Origin of the sequence: Bacillus sp. DU-106 (assembly GCF_004799705.1) — a bacterium.
Classification (GTDB): Bacteria; Bacillota; Bacilli; order Bacillales; family Bacillaceae_G; genus Bacillus_A; species Bacillus_A cereus.
The window spans coordinates 4,840,001-4,856,288 of sequence record NZ_CP026607.1 but is presented as its reverse complement, the minus strand read 5'-3'; the positions used below and the strand labels follow the sequence as shown (position 1 = coordinate 4,856,288).

Genomic DNA, 16,288 nt, shown 5'->3' with positions numbered 1-16,288 from the left:
GAGAAGGGGGAAGCGATATGGCAAAAACTTTAATGGATTCACTTGGAATTGAGTTGTTAGAGATGACAGAAGATAAGGTAGTTGCTACGATGCCTGTTGATGAGCGTACGCATCAACCGTTTGGATTTTTACATGGAGGTGCATCGGTTGCATTAGCGGAAACAGTGGCAAGTGTTGGTTCATATAATTTAATTGATCAAGAAAAATGTATTTGTTTCGGATTAGAAATTAATGCAAACCACATTCGCTCAAAGAAAGATGGAATTGTAACAGCGATCGGAACACCGATACATAGAGGACAATCGACAATGGTTTGGGATGTTCGTATTATTGATGAAAATGATGATTTACTATGTATATCAAGATGTACAGTAGCAATTAAAGAAAAACGTGAAAAGTAAAAAAGAGGCGCTCTTACGAGCAGCCTCTTTTTCTTATAATTAGAACTGGATTTTCTTCTCTAAGAAACCTTTTAGTTCGCTAATTGGCATACGAACTTGTTCCATTGTGTCACGGTCACGTACTGTAACAGCTTTGTCTTCAACTGAGTCGAAGTCGTATGTGATACAGAATGGTGTACCGATTTCGTCTTGACGACGGTAACGTTTACCGATAGAACCAGTTTCATCAAAGTCTACCATGAAGTCTTTAGCTAATTCTGCGAATACTTCAGTAGCACCTTCAGATAGCTTCTTAGATAATGGTAAGATAGCTGCTTTGTACGGTGCTAAAGCAGGGTGGAAACGAAGAACTGTACGAGAATCGTTTTCTAATTGCTCTTCTTCATATGCATCACATAAGAATGCTAATGTTACGCGGTCTGCGCCTAAAGATGGCTCGATGCAGTATGGCACGTAACGCTCATTCGTTTGTGGATCAATATAGTTAAAGTCTTCGTTTGAATGTTCCATGTGACGTTTTAAGTCGAAGTCTGTACGAGATGCAACGCCCCAAAGTTCGCCCCAACCGAATGGGAATTTGAATTCAATGTCAGTTGTTGCATTACTGTAGTGAGATAACTCTTCTTCACCGTGGTCACGAAGACGCATGCTCTCTTCAGACATACCAAGTGAAAGTAACCAGTTTTTACAAGTTTCACGCCAGAATGCAAACCACTCTAAATCTTCACCAGGCTTACAGAAGAATTCAAGTTCCATTTGTTCGAATTCACGTGTACGGAATGTGAAGTTACCAGGCGTGATTTCGTTACGGAAACTCTTACCGATTTGGCCGATACCAAATGGAAGCTTTTTACGCATAGAGCGTTGAACGTTTTTGAAGTTTACGAAAATACCTTGTGCTGTTTCAGGACGAAGGAAGATTTCGTTTGTGCTAGACTCTGTAACACCTTGGAATGTTTTGAACATTAAGTTGAACTGACGGATTTCAGTGAATTCTTCACTACCGCAATCAGGACATTTTACTTCATGTTCTTTCATTAAGTCAGCCATTTGGTCGAAAGTAAGACCGTCAACAACCATTTCGATGCCTTTTGCATCTAAAGCATCCTCAATTAATTTGTCAGCACGGTGACGAGCTTTACATTTTTTACAGTCAATCATTGGATCGTTGAAGTTACCAACGTGACCAGAAGCGATCCAAGTTTTAGGGTTCATTAAAATAGCTGCGTCTAAACCAACGTTGTGTGGAGATTCTTGAATGAATTTTTTCCACCAAGCTTTTTTAACGTTATTTTTTAGTTCGATTCCAAGTGGACCGTAATCCCAAGTGTTTGCAAGACCACCGTAAATTTCAGAACCAGGGAAAACAAAACCGCGATGTTTCGCTAAGTTTACAACTTGTTCCATTGAATACATAAGAAAATCCTCCTTTTGAAAGTTAACGTATTGGCGATGACATACTCTGATACTTTGGAAACGAGCAGTATATGCTAAAAAGAACATAAAAAAACGCTCATCCCAAGGCTTATTTGCCTAGGGACGAGCGTTTGCCCGCGGTTCCACCCTAGTTGATACACAAAAGGTGCATCCACTTTATCATGTATTGCTCGGGACTGCCGTTTCCTTGCGGCTTCAGGCTTTCACTATCCCTGAATCGCTTTTTATGCAAGTACTTATAAGTCCGTCATCGCTACTTATATTAATAATAATGAACATATTCTAACACGTTCTTTTTTAAATCTCAATAGAGGAACGCGTCTATCTATGATAGAGTCTCGCCTATTTTTTCATTATTTATTCCGTAATTTTGCTTAATATGCTTAATTGCTTCACGCTTACTTAATGGAGCGAGCTCATTGTTTTGAACGTATTCCCAAACTACATCCGGGTTTGTTTTTGCATATTCACGAAGGACCCAGCCAATCGCTTTTTGAATGAAAAATTCTTTTGAAGAATGTAGTTGTCCAATAATCCAGAAAAGAAGTTCTTCATCCATCTTTTGTTTATATTTTAGTTGGAATAAAATAGCGGCACGTTGTAACCATATGTTATCTGATGCAATCCATTTTGGAATATAGGCAGAAATTAATTCTGGATGTTTTAAAAAGATATCGCCTAAAAATGTAGGGACGATGCTATCGACAGAGTCCCACCAAGATTTTGTGACAATCAGTTCTTCTAAGAAGGGGATATGAGTTTCGTTTATATGCTTTTTATATTTTTGCATAATATCAGGTGCGGCCGCTTGGAATTCACGTTCTGGTAAGTCCCAAAGCTCACGTATGATAATTTGGAAGTCTTTTTGATCTGGGAGAGTATGTATTTGAATGATGTCTTTTAATAATTGGCGTCTTTCCGGTGTTTGAATACCTAGAAATGGGAAGTGATTTTTCATATAACGAGCCATAGGTTCTGCTTTTTCAGGATTTTGATGAGCTGTGAAATGCTCTTGTAATGCTTTTACAAATGGATGCATAAGTGTTGCTCCTCTCTTATTCTCTTTCTTCTCTTATTATACAAAGAGTTTGGATAAATTTTAAAACATAACTTGCAATGTAATGAAATATGTTGAAAGTAGAGAGGAGAGGATAAGATGGAGGATCAAGGCGTATTAGCAGGTTTCTTTGCTCTTAGTTTTGCGTTTATTCTTGTTATATTGATTTGGGCAATTATTTCATATTTGTTAACGGCTTTTGCACTTTATTCGATGGCGAAAAATGATGGTGCAACGGACGGGGTGCTTGCGTTTATTCCGTTTTTGAATAGTAAGACATGGGGTGACTTAGCGAAAGATAAATTACCAGATTTTTTGAAAGAAGAAGCAGGGTGGAAAGTATTCGGTATATACGTTGCATGTTTTATTTTTAATTTCGTACCAATTATAAGTTTACTAGCAACAGCTGTATCGATTGTATTGTCCATTTATCTTATCTACGCTATTTTAGACAGATACGGAACGAACTCTATATTATTTACGATTATTCATGTAATCACATTTTCAGTGTTCTTACCGATTCATTTATTTATCATTCGAAATGAACCGGTGAGATATAAAGAGTAGATTTTTCTTTTTTGTTGATAAGTCGATATATTTTAGATATAAGTAAAAAAGCGCCCTGATTATCAGAGCGCTTTTTTTACTACATAAGGTAGCGTAAATAAATATAAATGTGAGAAATGATTAATGAAACGATCATAATTGGGAAACCGACTTTTAGGAAGTCCATGTAACTAAATTTATGTCCTTCGCGGCTCGCGATACCTGCAACGATTACGTTAGCAGAAGCTCCGATTAATGTTCCGTTTCCGCCCAGACAAGCACCTAGTGCTAATGCCCACCATAATACATCGATTTGTGCGTCAGATGGTGATAAGCCTAGCCCAACTGCCATATCGTTAATAAGTGGAATCATTGTTGCAACGAATGGGATGTTATCAATTGTTGCAGAGGCGATACCAGATACCCATAAAATAAGGATGGATGCGTAAGAAATATCTCCGCCTGTTATACCAATTACTTTTTGAGCTAACATTTTGATAAGACCGATATCGATAAGTCCTCCAACAAGTACGAATAGCCCTGCGAAGAAGAAGATTGTTACCCATTCTACACTTGCGAATACCTCTTCAATTTCATGTTCTTTCACACCAATTAACATAAGTACAGTAGCACCAGTTAAGGCGATAATAGCGGCATCAATATGGAAAATAGAATGAGTCATGAAACCTACAATTGTAAGTCCAAGTACCGTTAAAGATTTTTTCATTAATACTGGATCTTTAATGTATTGTTTTTCATCTAAGCTCATTAATTTTTTAACTTGTACAGGATCGGCAATTAATTGTTTACGGTACATAAAGTAAAGTATTGTTGCTGTAACTGCAATAATAATAATTACGATTGGTGCTAGATTCAATAGGAAAGCATTGAAGTCTAAATGCTTATTTGCAGAACCAATCATAATGTTAGGTGGATCACCAATTAATGTTGCTGTTCCTCCAATATTTGAAAAAATAATTTCAGAAAGTAAATAAGGAACAGGATTTACTTGCAGTATGCGCGTAATAGATAAAGTAACTGGAACAACAAGAAGTACAGTTGTAACGTTATCTAAAAATGCGGAGCCAAGCGCGGTAAGTAGGGAAAGGGAAATTAAAATTTTAATTGGATTTCCTTGTGCCCCTTTTGCTGCTTTAATGGCAACGTATTGGAAAACACCTGATTTACTCGTAATGTTCACCAAAATCATCATACCGATGAGTAGCGTAATCGTTCCCCATTCAATATGTTTCGTAAAGGCGTTATGTAAATCGACGACCCCCACAATTACCATGAATGCTGCACCGAGAAGTGCGATGACAGCGCGATTAATTTTTTCAGAAATAATAATGGCATATGTAATTAAAAAGACTGCGATAGCAAAATAATACTGCCAGTTAGCGAGTTCTTGCGTTGTTTCGTGCAAAAATCTCATCTCCTTTCATTCATTTTTCTTAGTGTGTCAAATATTAACTAGATGAAACACACATAACGTCATTATAAAGTAGAAAAACTGCGGATGTAAATGAAAGGAGAGATTTTGTCATATTTTCTGCATAGGTCATTTTTTCTTATTTTTTAAAATATTTGTGGGCATTTGACATATATATAAGATACATCCAATCTGAATATTTAAAATGGAATTAGCATTCGAGCTTGTTCGTGTAGGAGTGTCAAATAGAAAGGAATGACAAAAATGATAAGGAAGGGATCGTATGGATGAACAACGATTTTTATTTTTAGACTTTGAGTTTACGATGCCCCAGCATAGAAAGAAACCGAAAGGATTTTTTCCAGAGATTATTGAGGTAGGACTCGTTTCAGTTGCTGGCTGTAAGGTAGAAGATACGTATTCATCACATGTCAGGCCGAAAACATTTCCTTCTTTAACGGATCGATGTAAGAAGTTTTTAGGAATAAAACAAGAAGTCGTGGATAAAGGGATTTCATTTCCTGAACTCGTTAAGAAGCTTGCAGAATACGAAACGAAATGTAAACCGACAATTGTAACGTGGGGAAATATGGATATGAAAGTGCTGAAACATAATTGTGAAATGGCAGGGATAGCTTTTCCATTCTTCGGACAGTGTCGTGATTTATCGCTTGAGTATAAGAAGTTTTTTGGAGAAAGAAATCAAACAGGATTATGGAAAGCAATTGAGGCGTATGGAAAAGTAGGGACAGGGAAGCATCATTGTGCGCTTGATGATGCGATGACGACGTACAATATTTTTAAACTAGTAGAAAAAGATAAAGAGTATTTAGTAAAGCCAGCACCTCCAACATTAGGAGAACTTGTTGATTTTTCAAAAGTGTTAAAGAAAGTGAGCACACAGTAACGACCAAATTGCACATTATGTAATTTGGTCGTTTTGTTTTTTAGAGTTTGTAGTCTTTCTTTAACTGTTGTAATGTTTCTAGACTACGCTCTGCAAAAGGTGAATCATCTTCAGAAAATGAATTCATTTGAGTTTCTAATGCTAATTTTAGTGACTCGGTATAATCCGGAATTTCTCCTTCATATTTTTTCACCATTTGCTCTGGAATGTTCGTCTGTTCACGGAAAGCTAAAGCGCGTCTTTCATGGAAAAATGGTACGTCAGCTTGTTTTACGTTATGTAAGTCACCTTGCACCGGATGTTTTAAAACAGCTAATACTTTTACGACGTAACTGCCAGGGCGGCTATTTGTAACTTCGCCGATGTATTTTCCTGTTTTATAAATACCAGTAACGATTTCGCCAATTTCAAATGTTTCTCTCATATTTTTCACCTCAAGTTTATAGTAAGGAAAGTAGGAGAAGGAGTCAAAGAAATCATTTGCTTTCAGAACGCCCCTTGAGAATATGGATAGGTTCCACTATAATTTAAAATGATATAACAGAAAATTCTGATGTTTTATAAATCCTATAATAAGGAGTGTTCTATATGATGCCTTTATATTTTCCGGAAGATAAAACAGAATATATTATTCCAGGGATTGTTTGCGTTCTATTTATTATCGGTGCTATTGCCACGTGGCGTATGTTTATTCGTGTATCAAAAAGAGAAGCAGAGCGATTGCAGAAAGTTGAAGAAAAACTATTAGCTGAAAAGAAACAGTAATGCATTTTTGTATGTTTCCCTCTATGCTCGGACAATCTAAGGGCAGAATATATTTTGGAGGGAATAAAATGAAGAAACGGCTTTTTTTCAGTTGTTGTTTATTATTTCTGATGGCAGGTTGTGACCAAGGAAAGCCGAAAGAAATTGAAGTGAAATTACATAATGCTTCAGGAGATGAAGTAGGGACTGCGAAAGTAGTGCAGCAAACAAGTGGCGTGAAAATTACGATTAAAGGAGAAGGTTTCACGCCAGGACCACACGGACTACATGTACATGAAATCGGAGAGTGTAAGGCACCTCGTTTTGAATCATCCGGGAATCATTTTAATCCTGATGATAAAAAACATGGTCTTCTTAATCCGAAGGGTGCAGAAAACGGTGATTTACCGAACGTAGTTGCAGATGGTTCTGGAAAGATTAAAGCGGAAATCGATGCACCTCACATCACACTTGAAGAAGGAAAAACGACGATTCATAGAAAAGATGGAGCGTCTATTATTATTACAGAAAACCCTGATGATGGTATGACTCAACCGACAGGTAAATCAGGGGATCGAATTGCTTGTGGCGTAATTGTAAAAAAAGCATCGGATATGAAGAAAAAGTAAAAGCTACCGTGAATGGTAGCTTTCTTTATGAAATGTAATTGAAAATATATCAGCGATTATTGGAATATATCGACTGTAACTCAAATTATATCGGCGATTATTGGAATATATCGACCGTAACTTGAAATATATCGACTTACCGACAAAATATTACAAAGGAGTCTGTCCAAGAATGATTAGGGGGACAGACTCCTTTCTTATTATGAAAACGTATGACGCAGTCTGTTTAAAATTTCTTCTAAAACAGATCGTGGACAGCCGATATTAATTCGAATATGTTCTTCGCCACCTAACCCGTATTTCTCACCAGGTTCAACAATGATTTTTCCTTTTTCCTCAAGTAATACAGTACGCTCGTTTTGAGAAAGCTTTAGACGAGAACAATCAATCCATAATAAAAAGCTACCTTCTGGCTTCGTTACGGAAAGAGCAGGTATGTGAGTTTTAATATATTCACAAGCAAATTGAGCATTATCTTCTATATATAATCGAATTTCGTTTAGCCAATCATTACATTCTGTATAGGCACTTTGCATCGCTGTATAAGCGAAGATATTTAATCCGTGGAAGCCTTGTCTATATTGGATAGATGTAAAGGCTTGACGGAGTTTTTCATTTGGAATGATAATAATCGATGCTTGTAATCCAGCGATATTAAATGTTTTACTTGGAGCCATACAAGTAATCGTGCGAGCTGCTAATTCTTCAGATAAAGAAGCGAACGGTGTATGTCTATGATCTGCGTAAATAATATCGGAATGAATTTCATCCGCCACAACGATTACGTTATATTTAGTACATAACGATCCGAGCTGCAAAAGTTCCTCTTTCGTCCAAACGCGCCCGATTGGGTTATGAGGGCTACAAAGAAGCATGAGTTTGATTCCTTGCTGAAACTGCTTTTCTAAATGCTTGAAGTCTATCACATATGTATCATTTTGTTTCTGTAATGGACTCACGTATAACTGTCTGTTGTTTGTTGTGACCATTTCGAAAAATGGAGGATAAATAGGTGGTTGTACGAGAACGGATTCGTTTTCTTTTGTGAAAGCCTGTATGCTCGTACTAAGAGCTGGAACGATTCCGGCGCTAAAGACAATCCATTCTTTTTGAATATCCCAGTCGTATTGTTGTTTTGTCCAGTTACAAATAATATTCCCAATATTTTCGGGAGGAAGTGTATAGCCAAAAATCGGATGTTCGATTCGTTGTTTTAAGGCAGTTTGAATTGGTTTTGGTACTTCAAAATCCATATCAGCAATCCAAGCATGGATAAGTTCTTCGTTTTTATATGTATCCCATTTTATACTATGCGTTCCACGTCGATTGATTGCTTTATGAAATAGTTGCATAAGTTTGCTCCCTTCTTCTGTAAAACCAATAAGTTATGAAAGTTCTCTCTCTTCTTATAGAATAGCGGATGTGATAGGATAAAGAAAAGTATTAAAAAGTGAAAAGGCGGGAAGCGAATGGGTACATATGAAAAGATGATAGAGGTTGTGAAGAATTGGGATCCGTTTCAAATGGGACCGGAGTTTTATGAAACAGAAGCGAGCGATGTCGTGAACGTCATAAGTGTGTTTGACGATCCAAAATACATCGCAAAGAAGATTCAACATATATACTTTATGTCTTTTGAGGAAGTACCTGCGCTTGAAAAATGTGAGAAATTAGCTATGGAATTACTTGTAATAAAAGAAGGTGGAAGCTGTTCATTATAGGCTGTCGGAATTTCCGACAGCCTTTTTTATATTATCCCGCTATTTTCCGGGCAGTAAGACCCCGACCTCAAAATTCAGCGGAAGCAAAGAAGTTAGGTGGGGACTGATTAAAGTTTCATTTTATTGCGCGGAAAAAGCGATAATTTCTTCATAAACATGTTCAGGCTTTTCTTCAGGTAGTAAATGTCCTGTATTTTCATAAGAAATAAATTTTGAATTCGGTAAATCTTTGTGTAGACGATGACCTACATGTACAGGGACGACGCGGTCTTTTTCACCCCAAATGAGTAGGATAGGTGTTTCGATTTTTTGTAATTCAGTTGAAGATAAGTCACCTTCACGGTCTCGTATCATGCGAGTTAAAGCGGGAAATATACGGTTGTCATAAAAAGGAGCGGAGTAACCTTTTTTCATTTCATCGTCAATTAATGAGTGATCATGAACGACATTCATTAAGTTATGAACAATGCCGCGCCGTATAATCCAGTTCTTTACGTATAAATGAAAGAACGGTAAATAAGAAGAGTATAGTAAAGGTAAGGTTGCGCGCGCTAAATAGCTCGAGCTACATAGTAAAATCGTCTTTGAAATGAGTTCAGGACGTATACGGTTTACATAGAGAGAAATTTGCCCACCCATAGAATGCCCAACTAATACAATGTTTGAGAGAGATAAATGTTCAATTAAATCAATAATAATCGTTGCTAAATTGTGATAAGAATACTTAAACAGATGAGACTTATCACTTTTTCCGAACGGTGGTAAATCAAGAGCAATGACTGTTCCTTCCTTCGCTAGTAAAGGAATGAGACGGCGGTAACTGAATGAGGAAGATAAAAAGCCGTGAACGAGTACGAAAGTAGGGCGTTCTGTTTTATTATCATGTTCATACAATTCGTAATGAACAGTAGTGCCGCGAGTGGAAAAAGTGAAATAAGGACAAGTATATTTATGATTCATTTTTTGTCACTCCATTGATTTTTGTTCATATCATCTCCAAGGAAGAAGAAAATATGTTAACAAAAAAAGGCAAGATGACGATGTCATCTTGCCTTTCGTTTATTCAGTATTACCCGCGCACAATATTAGGCGGTGTTTTTCCTTGTAATCCTGCAACTAAATTTTCAGCGGCGGTCATGGCCATTTGCTGACGAGTTTTTAATGTTGCAGATCCGATGTGCGGTAAAGTCACAACATTTTGTAATGATAAGAGTGGATTATCTTTTTGAATTGGCTCTTGTGTAAAAGTATCGATGCCTGCTGCAAAGATTTTCTTTTCTGTTAAAGCATGGATTAACGCTTCTTCATCTACTGTTTTCCCCCGAGAAGCATTAATGAAGATTGCTGTTTCTTTCATTAATGAAAATTCCTTTTCTCCGATAAGGTGATATGTTTCATCTGTTAATGGAGTAAGAAGAACAATAAAGTCAGACTGCTTCAGTAGCGTCTGTAAATCACAATATGTAGCATCGAATTTTTGTTCAGCTTCTTCTTTACGACGGCGGTTATAGTAAAGAACATTCATATCAAATCCGAATTTTGCTCGTTTTGCAACGGCTTCTCCAATTCGGCCCATACCGATAATACCAATTGTGCTATGGTGTACATCTAGTCCGAAGTGTTCTTTTCCGATTTCAGCGTTCCATTCACCATTTTTTACGTAAGAATCGAGTTCGCAAACGCGGCGCCCAGCTGATAGCATAAGGGCGAAAACGAGATCAGCTACTGTATCATCTAATACGTATGGTGTATTCGTTCCGATAACCTTTCGATTTTTCATCGCTTGTAAATCAAAATTATCGTAACCAACAGAAATGTTGCTCACTACTTTTAAGTTAGGAGCCACTGTCAGTAATTCTTCATTAATAGCAGATCCGAAATTTAATAACCCATCTTTATCTTGTATTTTCTCTAATAGAACATCACGAGGTACTTTCTCATTTTGATCCCATTTTTCATAATCACAGTGTTCTGATAAATAGTTTTCTACAAATGTCGGAACTGGTTCAGCAATATAAATTTTTGGTTTCACGGTTCCATCCCCTTTCGCTTTATCACGCATTTTTCCGCTGATTAAAGTTTCACTTTATTTTGACATAATTCAATAGAAAAATCTTCTTTTCAAACTGGAAAGGGTATTTGTATAATTTAGACACAAACGAAAAGGAAGGATGATTTATATGGTGACAGAAAAAGAATTAGAATTATTAGCTTGTCTTGAAAAGAGTAGTCGATTATCTGTAGATACATTAGCGAAGCTGTTAAATATAGAAGTAGAAGAAGTAAAGAAGATGGTTGCGAGATTAGAAAATGAAAAGATTATTGTGGATTATGTAACACATATCGATTGGACGAAAGTGAAAGAACATACAGGTTTAACGGCAATGATCGATGTGAAAGTTACGCCAAAGCACGGCGTTGGGTTTGATGCGGTTGCTGAGCAAATTTATCGTTATTCAGAAGTGAAATCCGTTTATTTAATGTCAGGGACATATGATCTTTCTATTACATTAGAAGGTAAAACGATGGGGGAAGTAGCGATGTTTGTTTCTGAGAAATTAGCAACAATTGAATCTGTCGTTTCTACAACTACTCATTTCATTTTGAAGAAGTATAAACATGAGGGCGTTATTTATGAAAAAGACGATGATGATAAGCGAATTGTGGTGACACCATGAAGCAATTTGAACTATCTAGATCAGCAGAATCTTTAAAACCATCTGGTATTCGAAAATTTTTTGATTTAGCAGCAAATATGAAAGGTGTTATTTCCCTCGGGGTAGGAGAGCCGGATTTTGTTACCCCTTGGAATGTAAGGCAAGCATGTATTCGTTCTTTGGAACAAGGGTATACGTCATATACAGCAAATGCAGGATTATTGGAGCTCCGTCAAGAAATAGCAAAGTATCTAAAAAAACAATTTGCAGTATCTTATGATCCAAGTGATGAAATCATTGTTACAGTTGGAGCGAGCCAGGCGTTAGATGTAGCGATGCGTGCCATTATAAATCCTGATGATGAAGTGCTCATTGTTGAACCAAGCTTCGTTTCTTATGCACCACTTGTGACATTAGCTGGAGGAGTTCCGGTTCCTGTGGAGACTAAGCTAGAAAACGAGTTTAAAGTACAACCAGAACAAATTGAAGCAGCTATTACAGCGAAAACAAAGGCAATTTTACTTTGTTCACCAAATAACCCAACAGGTGCAATGTTGAATAAGTCCGAGCTTGAAGAAATAGCAGTGATTGTTGAGAAATACAATTTAATCGTATTATCTGATGAAATTTATGCAGAGCTTGTATACGACGAAGTATATACAAGTTTCGCGAGTATTAAAAATATGCGCGAGCATACGATTTTAATTTCAGGATTTTCAAAAGGATTTGCGATGACAGGATGGCGTCTTGGTATGATTGCAGCTCCTGTTCATTTTTCAGAATTAATGCTCAAAATTCACCAATATTCCATGATGTGTGCACCGACGATGTCTCAGTTCGCAGCACTTGAAGCGTTACGTGCGGGGAATGATGAAGTAATTCGGATGAGAGATAGTTATAAGAAGCGTCGTAATTTTATGACGACATCTTTCAATGAAATGGGCTTAACGTGTCATGTGCCGGGCGGAGCATTTTATGTTTTCCCTTCTATATCTTCAACAGGATTATCTTCAGCGGAATTTGCAGAACAGTTATTGCTGGAAGAAAAAGTAGCTGTTGTCCCTGGTAGCGTATTTGGCGAAAGTGGTGAAGGGTTTATTCGTTGTTCTTATGCGACGTCGCTTGAACAACTTATGGAAGCAATGAAGAGAATGGAACGGTTTGTTGAAAATAAAAAAAGGACAAAACGTAATACGTTTTGTCCATAAAAGGGGGGGAATACTAGAAAGCCATGTGTTAGTAGTCTATCCCAATATTGGAGAATTATACTTCTTTAAGGGAAATTTTTCATGAATTTTGAATGAGTTCTGTCATAGTGGTATAATTTACTAATATAAGGTATGCGCATTCTAGATATTGTTATCTAGAATGCGTACTAACCAATCGGATATTTAAAATAAATATATCTGCTTTGCTCTCTATAATTGTAGAGAGAATGGTAAACGTATGGGAGTGTTTCATATGTCAGAACAATATACAACAGGAGTGGTTGTAACGGGGAAAGTGACTGGAATTCAAGATTACGGTGCGTTTGTAGCGTTAGATGCAGAAACACAAGGACTTGTGCATATATCTGAAATTACAAATGGATATGTAAAGGATATTCATGACTTTTTAAAGGTCGGCGATACAGTAGAAGTAAAGGTACTTTCAATTGATGAAGAGCACAGAAAAATGAGTTTATCGTTAAAAGCTGCGAAAAGAAAACAAGGAAGGATTCTTATACCAAACCCATCTGAAAACGGATTTAATACGCTGCGAGAAAAGTTGGCAGAATGGATTGAAGAGTCCGAGTTAACAAAGTAAAAGAGGAACGCATATGAGCGTTCCTCTTTTACTTTATCTTATGATATATATTTGCAAATATGATTGCATGCAATCATATTCGTATGTCGGAGGTGAAAGGACATACTGATTATCGAATTTCGTTTGTTTCTGGGTGCGTACCAAGATTTTCAGATGGTTTAAACAGTAAACCAAGGTTGATAAGCCCAGATATACCAACGATGCCGTAAATAATACGTGCAAGAGCTGAATTTTGTCCACCGAAAATGGCTGCTACTAAGTCAAACTGGAAAAACCCGATTAGTCCCCAGTTCACAGCGCCAATTACAGTAAAGACTAATGCGATACGTTGCAAAGTACTCATGAAAAAGCCCCCCTTAATTGTGAAGCATGAGCAAGCGATGAGTTAATTAACTCTTTTATAGAATGGGGTAGTTATGTTGTTTTTATACATAAAAAATGTTCGAAAGAGGATGTATATACATCTATACCGAAAAACGCGAATTTTTATGCAAAAAATGAACTTTTTCTAAAAAATATATATTGGTTACGTTTACAATTGCCTAATCGCTTGATTTACAACTTCAGTTTCGCTAAAGTGAATACAGAAATACATATCCATAATTGGAGGGAAAAAGATGAGTACACATGTAACGTTCGACTATTCTAAAGCGTTATCCTTCATCGGTGAACATGAAATCACTTATTTACGTGATGCAGTGAAAGTAACACATCACGCAATCCACGAAAAAACTGGAGCTGGGAACGATTTCCTTGGGTGGGTAGACCTTCCGCTTCAATATGACAAAGAAGAATTCGCTCGCATTCAAAAATGCGCAGAAAAAATTAAAAATGACTCTGACATTTTACTTGTTGTAGGTATTGGTGGTTCTTACCTAGGAGCACGCGCAGCAATCGAAATGTTAAACCATTCTTTCTACAACACGCTTTCTAAAGAACAACGTAAAACTCCACAAGTGCTATTTGTTGGACAAAACATTAGCTCCACTTATATGAAAGATTTAATGGACGTATTAGAAGGTAAAGACTTCTCTATTAACGTTATTTCCAAATCAGGTACAACAACAGAGCCAGCACTAGCATTCCGTATCTTCCGTAAGTTATTAGAAGAAAAGTATGGAAAAGAAGAAGCGCGCAAACGTATTTATGCAACTACAGATAAAGCGCGTGGTGCATTAAAAACATTAGCTGATAACGAAGGTTATGAAACATTTGTTATTCCAGATGATGTTGGAGGTCGTTTCTCTGTATTAACGCCAGTTGGTTTATTACCAATCGCAGTAAGTGGCTTAAATATTGAAGAGATGATGAAAGGTGCAGCTGCTGGTCATGATGACTTCGGAACATCAGAACTAGAAGAAAATCCAGCTTACCAATACGCAGTAGTTCGTAACGCTTTATACAATAAAGGAAAAACAATTGAAATGCTTGTTAACTATGAGCCAGCACTTCAATACTTCGCTGAGTGGTGGAAACAGTTATTTGGTGAAAGTGAAGGAAAAGATCAAAAAGGTATTTTCCCATCTTCAGCAAACTTCTCAACTGATTTACACTCATTAGGTCAATACGTTCAAGAAGGGCGTCGTGACTTATTTGAAACAGTTCTTAAAGTAGGAAAATCTACACATGAACTAACAATCGAATCAGAAGAAAACGATTTAGACGGATTAAACTACCTTGCTGGTGAAACTGTAGACTTCGTAAACACAAAAGCATACGAAGGTACATTACTTGCACATAGCGACGGGGGAGTACCAAACTTAATCGTAAATATTCCTGAATTAAATGAGTACACATTCGGTTACCTTGTATACTTCTTCGAAAAAGCATGTGCGATGAGCGGCTACTTATTAGGCGTGAATCCATTTGACCAACCTGGAGTAGAAGCATACAAGAAAAACATGTTTGCTTTACTTGGTAAACCAGGATTTGAAGAATTAAAAGCAGAATTAGAAGAGCGTTTAAAATAATAAAAAGCGACCGGATTCCGGTCGCTTTTTATTATTTTATCGAAAAGTCCATCAGTATATTCAAACTAAAGTGGGTATGCTAAAGGAAAAGTTTAGGAGGGATGGGCTTGATTCCGATTCAATCAAATTTAGAAGGACGTACATATGCGTTATATAAGTTAGAAGAGATTATGAAACCACTTGGATATAGCATTGGTGGTAATTGGGATTATGATAAAGGATGCTTCGATTACAAAATTGATGAAGAAGATGGGTATCAATTTTTACGAGTTCCATTTACAGCCATTGATGGAGAACTAGATGTACCAGGCGTAATAGTTCGTCTTGGAACGCCGTATATTCTTTCGCACGTATATCAAGACGAACTAGATGATAATGTGAATACTTTAACAGCTGGAACGAGTGGAATGGATCAATTTGCTGAGCCGAAAGATCCAGATGGAGATGTGAAAAGAAAATATATCAATATTGGGAAAGTGCTCATGCAAGAATTAGAGCGTCATTTTACTAATGGTGAATAACAATGAGTATGTCGCTTTCAATGAGAACAAAGGAATGAACTGGATTAATCATATATTGTTCGTCGCGCTTTATACCTAGTAAGAGAATGTTTTGCTTTAAAAGAGTATAGCTACAATTGGCAAAAGTTTGTCCGGTGCAGGACGATGGAAGCTCCATCAGTTGTAATTTATTATCAGAGATTTCGTCGTAAAGTGAAAATAGTACACCTGAAATGGAAGGGAATAAAAGAGAAGCGGTAAATACATAGCTCGTTAATTTATTTCCTTCTATAATTTCTGACACGCCAGCTCTCGTTGCATTTTGTATTTGTTCAGAAGTAAGAAGTTCAGCGATGCAGTGAATGTTTGGGTTGAGCCCTTTTGCAGTTAAAATATTTAAAATGGACTGTGTATCCGCTAAGCTTTCGTTTTTTTCTTTATCAGCTGTTATTAATATGGTGTGTGCCGTTGCAATATTGGC

General features: G+C 36.9%; 20 protein-coding genes (1 of these 20 only partly in view). 11 read left to right on the top strand and 9 right to left on the bottom strand.

What is annotated here, in order from left to right:
• Positions 1-17 precede the first annotated feature (17 nt).
• Positions 18-401 (top strand): hotdog fold thioesterase, encoded by a 384-nt coding sequence (locus C3Y97_RS24880; RefSeq protein ID WP_001140612.1) that lies wholly within the window; start codon positions 18-20, stop codon positions 399-401.
• Positions 402-440: 39 nt separating this feature from the next.
• Here C3Y97_RS24880 and C3Y97_RS24875 read toward each other — a convergent pair whose 3' ends face one another.
• Positions 441-1,817: a glycine--tRNA ligase gene (locus C3Y97_RS24875; RefSeq protein WP_000287147.1), complete on the bottom strand. Its 1,377-nt coding sequence runs from the start codon at positions 1,815-1,817 to the stop codon at positions 441-443.
• Between the two features lie 346 nt (positions 1,818-2,163).
• Positions 2,164-2,877 carry a DNA alkylation repair protein gene (locus C3Y97_RS24870; RefSeq protein WP_136363688.1) on the bottom strand — a complete coding sequence of 238 codons (714 nt, stop codon included), beginning with the start codon at positions 2,875-2,877 and terminating at the stop codon, positions 2,164-2,166.
• Between the two features lie 117 nt (positions 2,878-2,994).
• Here C3Y97_RS24870 and C3Y97_RS24865 point away from each other — a divergent pair, with 117 nt between their 5' ends.
• Positions 2,995-3,462 (top strand): hypothetical protein, encoded by a 468-nt coding sequence (locus tag C3Y97_RS24865; RefSeq protein WP_000390061.1) that lies wholly within the window; start codon positions 2,995-2,997, stop codon positions 3,460-3,462.
• 79 nt (positions 3,463-3,541) lie between these two features.
• On the opposite strand, the gene C3Y97_RS24860 is transcribed toward C3Y97_RS24865, so the two are convergent.
• Positions 3,542-4,867, bottom strand: coding sequence for an ArsB/NhaD family transporter (locus C3Y97_RS24860; protein WP_000545209.1), 1,326 nt, complete (start codon positions 4,865-4,867; stop codon positions 3,542-3,544).
• A 289-nt stretch (positions 4,868-5,156) separates the two neighbouring features.
• On the opposite strand from C3Y97_RS24860, the gene kapD reads away from it, so the two are divergent.
• A complete protein-coding gene (gene kapD / locus C3Y97_RS24855; protein ID WP_000344356.1) occupies positions 5,157-5,780 on the top strand; it encodes a 3'-5' exonuclease KapD in 624 nt (207 codons plus the stop codon).
• A gap of 40 nt (positions 5,781-5,820) precedes the next feature.
• Here kapD and kapB read toward each other — a convergent pair whose 3' ends face one another.
• On the bottom strand, positions 5,821-6,204 hold the full coding sequence (gene kapB / locus C3Y97_RS24850) for a kinase-associated lipoprotein KapB (RefSeq protein ID WP_001209344.1): 384 nt from the start codon (positions 6,202-6,204) through the stop codon (positions 5,821-5,823).
• A gap of 164 nt (positions 6,205-6,368) precedes the next feature.
• Between kapB and C3Y97_RS27950 the strand changes: the two genes are divergently transcribed.
• Both C3Y97_RS27950 and sodC read left to right on the top strand, forming a co-directional pair.
• Entirely contained in the window at positions 6,369-6,545 is a 177-nt protein-coding gene (locus C3Y97_RS27950; protein WP_000982757.1) for a hypothetical protein, read from the top strand.
• 68 nt (positions 6,546-6,613) lie between these two features.
• The gene (gene sodC / locus C3Y97_RS24845) at positions 6,614-7,153 is read left to right on the top strand and encodes a superoxide dismutase [Cu-Zn] (protein WP_000746520.1); all 540 of its coding nucleotides are present in this window, start codon (positions 6,614-6,616) and stop codon (positions 7,151-7,153) included.
• A 200-nt stretch (positions 7,154-7,353) separates the two neighbouring features.
• Here the strand turns inward: sodC and C3Y97_RS24840 are convergent, their stop codons facing one another.
• Complete coding sequence (locus C3Y97_RS24840) at positions 7,354-8,505, bottom strand: MalY/PatB family protein (RefSeq protein WP_098212828.1); 1,152 nt, start codon at positions 8,503-8,505, stop codon at positions 7,354-7,356.
• Between the two features lie 117 nt (positions 8,506-8,622).
• Between C3Y97_RS24840 and C3Y97_RS24835 the strand changes: the two genes are divergently transcribed.
• Positions 8,623-8,874: a YugE family protein gene (locus tag C3Y97_RS24835; RefSeq protein ID WP_000537638.1), complete on the top strand. Its 252-nt coding sequence runs from the start codon at positions 8,623-8,625 to the stop codon at positions 8,872-8,874.
• Between the two features lie 120 nt (positions 8,875-8,994).
• Here C3Y97_RS24835 and C3Y97_RS24830 read toward each other — a convergent pair whose 3' ends face one another.
• Positions 8,995-9,834: an alpha/beta fold hydrolase gene (locus C3Y97_RS24830; RefSeq protein ID WP_001015860.1), complete on the bottom strand. Its 840-nt coding sequence runs from the start codon at positions 9,832-9,834 to the stop codon at positions 8,995-8,997.
• A 109-nt stretch (positions 9,835-9,943) separates the two neighbouring features.
• Complete coding sequence (locus tag C3Y97_RS24825; protein WP_002041993.1) at positions 9,944-10,936, bottom strand: 2-hydroxyacid dehydrogenase; 993 nt, start codon at positions 10,934-10,936, stop codon at positions 9,944-9,946.
• 118 nt (positions 10,937-11,054) lie between these two features.
• Here C3Y97_RS24825 and C3Y97_RS24820 point away from each other — a divergent pair, with 118 nt between their 5' ends.
• The 3 genes from C3Y97_RS24820 to yugI all read left to right on the top strand — a co-directional run bounded on the left by C3Y97_RS24820 (position 11,055) and on the right by yugI (position 13,337).
• Complete coding sequence (locus C3Y97_RS24820; RefSeq protein ID WP_000255696.1) at positions 11,055-11,552, top strand: Lrp/AsnC family transcriptional regulator; 498 nt, start codon at positions 11,055-11,057, stop codon at positions 11,550-11,552.
• Positions 11,549-12,739: an aminotransferase gene (locus C3Y97_RS24815; protein ID WP_075676431.1), complete on the top strand. Its 1,191-nt coding sequence runs from the start codon at positions 11,549-11,551 to the stop codon at positions 12,737-12,739. The genes C3Y97_RS24820 and C3Y97_RS24815 overlap by 4 nt, the downstream gene beginning before the upstream one ends.
• Positions 12,740-12,992: 253 nt before the next feature.
• On the top strand, positions 12,993-13,337 hold the full coding sequence (yugI, locus tag C3Y97_RS24810) for a S1 domain-containing post-transcriptional regulator GSP13 (RefSeq protein ID WP_000003764.1): 345 nt from the start codon (positions 12,993-12,995) through the stop codon (positions 13,335-13,337).
• A 109-nt stretch (positions 13,338-13,446) separates the two neighbouring features.
• Here the strand turns inward: yugI and C3Y97_RS24805 are convergent, their stop codons facing one another.
• On the bottom strand, positions 13,447-13,680 hold the full coding sequence (locus tag C3Y97_RS24805) for a DUF378 domain-containing protein (protein WP_000105788.1): 234 nt from the start codon (positions 13,678-13,680) through the stop codon (positions 13,447-13,449).
• A gap of 274 nt (positions 13,681-13,954) precedes the next feature.
• Between C3Y97_RS24805 and C3Y97_RS24795 the strand changes: the two genes are divergently transcribed.
• Positions 13,955-15,307: a glucose-6-phosphate isomerase gene (locus C3Y97_RS24795; RefSeq protein ID WP_000103654.1), complete on the top strand. Its 1,353-nt coding sequence runs from the start codon at positions 13,955-13,957 to the stop codon at positions 15,305-15,307.
• Between the two features lie 107 nt (positions 15,308-15,414).
• Positions 15,415-15,828 (top strand): YugN-like family protein, encoded by a 414-nt coding sequence (locus tag C3Y97_RS24790; RefSeq protein WP_000612334.1) that lies wholly within the window; start codon positions 15,415-15,417, stop codon positions 15,826-15,828.
• Here C3Y97_RS24790 and C3Y97_RS24785 read toward each other — a convergent pair.
• Positions 15,815-16,288 carry the end of a potassium channel family protein gene (locus C3Y97_RS24785; protein WP_000842320.1) on the bottom strand. 522 nt of this gene lie beyond the right edge of the window, so 474 of the gene's 996 nt are visible here — the last part of the coding sequence; its start codon lies beyond the right edge, outside the window — the gene reads right to left on this strand; the stop codon is at positions 15,815-15,817. The genes C3Y97_RS24790 and C3Y97_RS24785 overlap by 14 nt on opposite strands.

Coding starts and splice junctions, on each gene's coding strand:
- yugI (WP_000003764.1), top strand. CDS start 12,993: ATGTCAGAACAATATACAACAGGAGTGGTTGTAACGGGGAAAGTGACT.
- C3Y97_RS24875 (WP_000287147.1), bottom strand. CDS start 1,817: ATGTATTCAATGGAACAAGTTGTAAACTTAGCGAAACATCGCGGTTTT.
- kapD (WP_000344356.1), top strand. CDS start 5,157: ATGGATGAACAACGATTTTTATTTTTAGACTTTGAGTTTACGATGCCC.
- C3Y97_RS24825 (WP_002041993.1), bottom strand. CDS start 10,936: ATGCGTGATAAAGCGAAAGGGGATGGAACCGTGAAACCAAAAATTTAT.
- C3Y97_RS24865 (WP_000390061.1), top strand. CDS start 2,995: ATGGAGGATCAAGGCGTATTAGCAGGTTTCTTTGCTCTTAGTTTTGCG.
- C3Y97_RS27950 (WP_000982757.1), top strand. CDS start 6,369: ATGATGCCTTTATATTTTCCGGAAGATAAAACAGAATATATTATTCCA.
- C3Y97_RS24795 (WP_000103654.1), top strand. CDS start 13,955: ATGAGTACACATGTAACGTTCGACTATTCTAAAGCGTTATCCTTCATC.
- C3Y97_RS24815 (WP_075676431.1), top strand. CDS start 11,549: ATGAAGCAATTTGAACTATCTAGATCAGCAGAATCTTTAAAACCATCT.
- C3Y97_RS24820 (WP_000255696.1), top strand. CDS start 11,055: ATGGTGACAGAAAAAGAATTAGAATTATTAGCTTGTCTTGAAAAGAGT.
- kapB (WP_001209344.1), bottom strand. CDS start 6,204: ATGAGAGAAACATTTGAAATTGGCGAAATCGTTACTGGTATTTATAAA.
- sodC (WP_000746520.1), top strand. CDS start 6,614: ATGAAGAAACGGCTTTTTTTCAGTTGTTGTTTATTATTTCTGATGGCA.
- C3Y97_RS24830 (WP_001015860.1), bottom strand. CDS start 9,834: ATGAATCATAAATATACTTGTCCTTATTTCACTTTTTCCACTCGCGGC.
- C3Y97_RS24840 (WP_098212828.1), bottom strand. CDS start 8,505: ATGCAACTATTTCATAAAGCAATCAATCGACGTGGAACGCATAGTATA.
- C3Y97_RS24805 (WP_000105788.1), bottom strand. CDS start 13,680: ATGAGTACTTTGCAACGTATCGCATTAGTCTTTACTGTAATTGGCGCT.
- C3Y97_RS24870 (WP_136363688.1), bottom strand. CDS start 2,877: ATGCATCCATTTGTAAAAGCATTACAAGAGCATTTCACAGCTCATCAA.
- C3Y97_RS24835 (WP_000537638.1), top strand. CDS start 8,623: ATGGGTACATATGAAAAGATGATAGAGGTTGTGAAGAATTGGGATCCG.
- C3Y97_RS24880 (WP_001140612.1), top strand. CDS start 18: ATGGCAAAAACTTTAATGGATTCACTTGGAATTGAGTTGTTAGAGATG.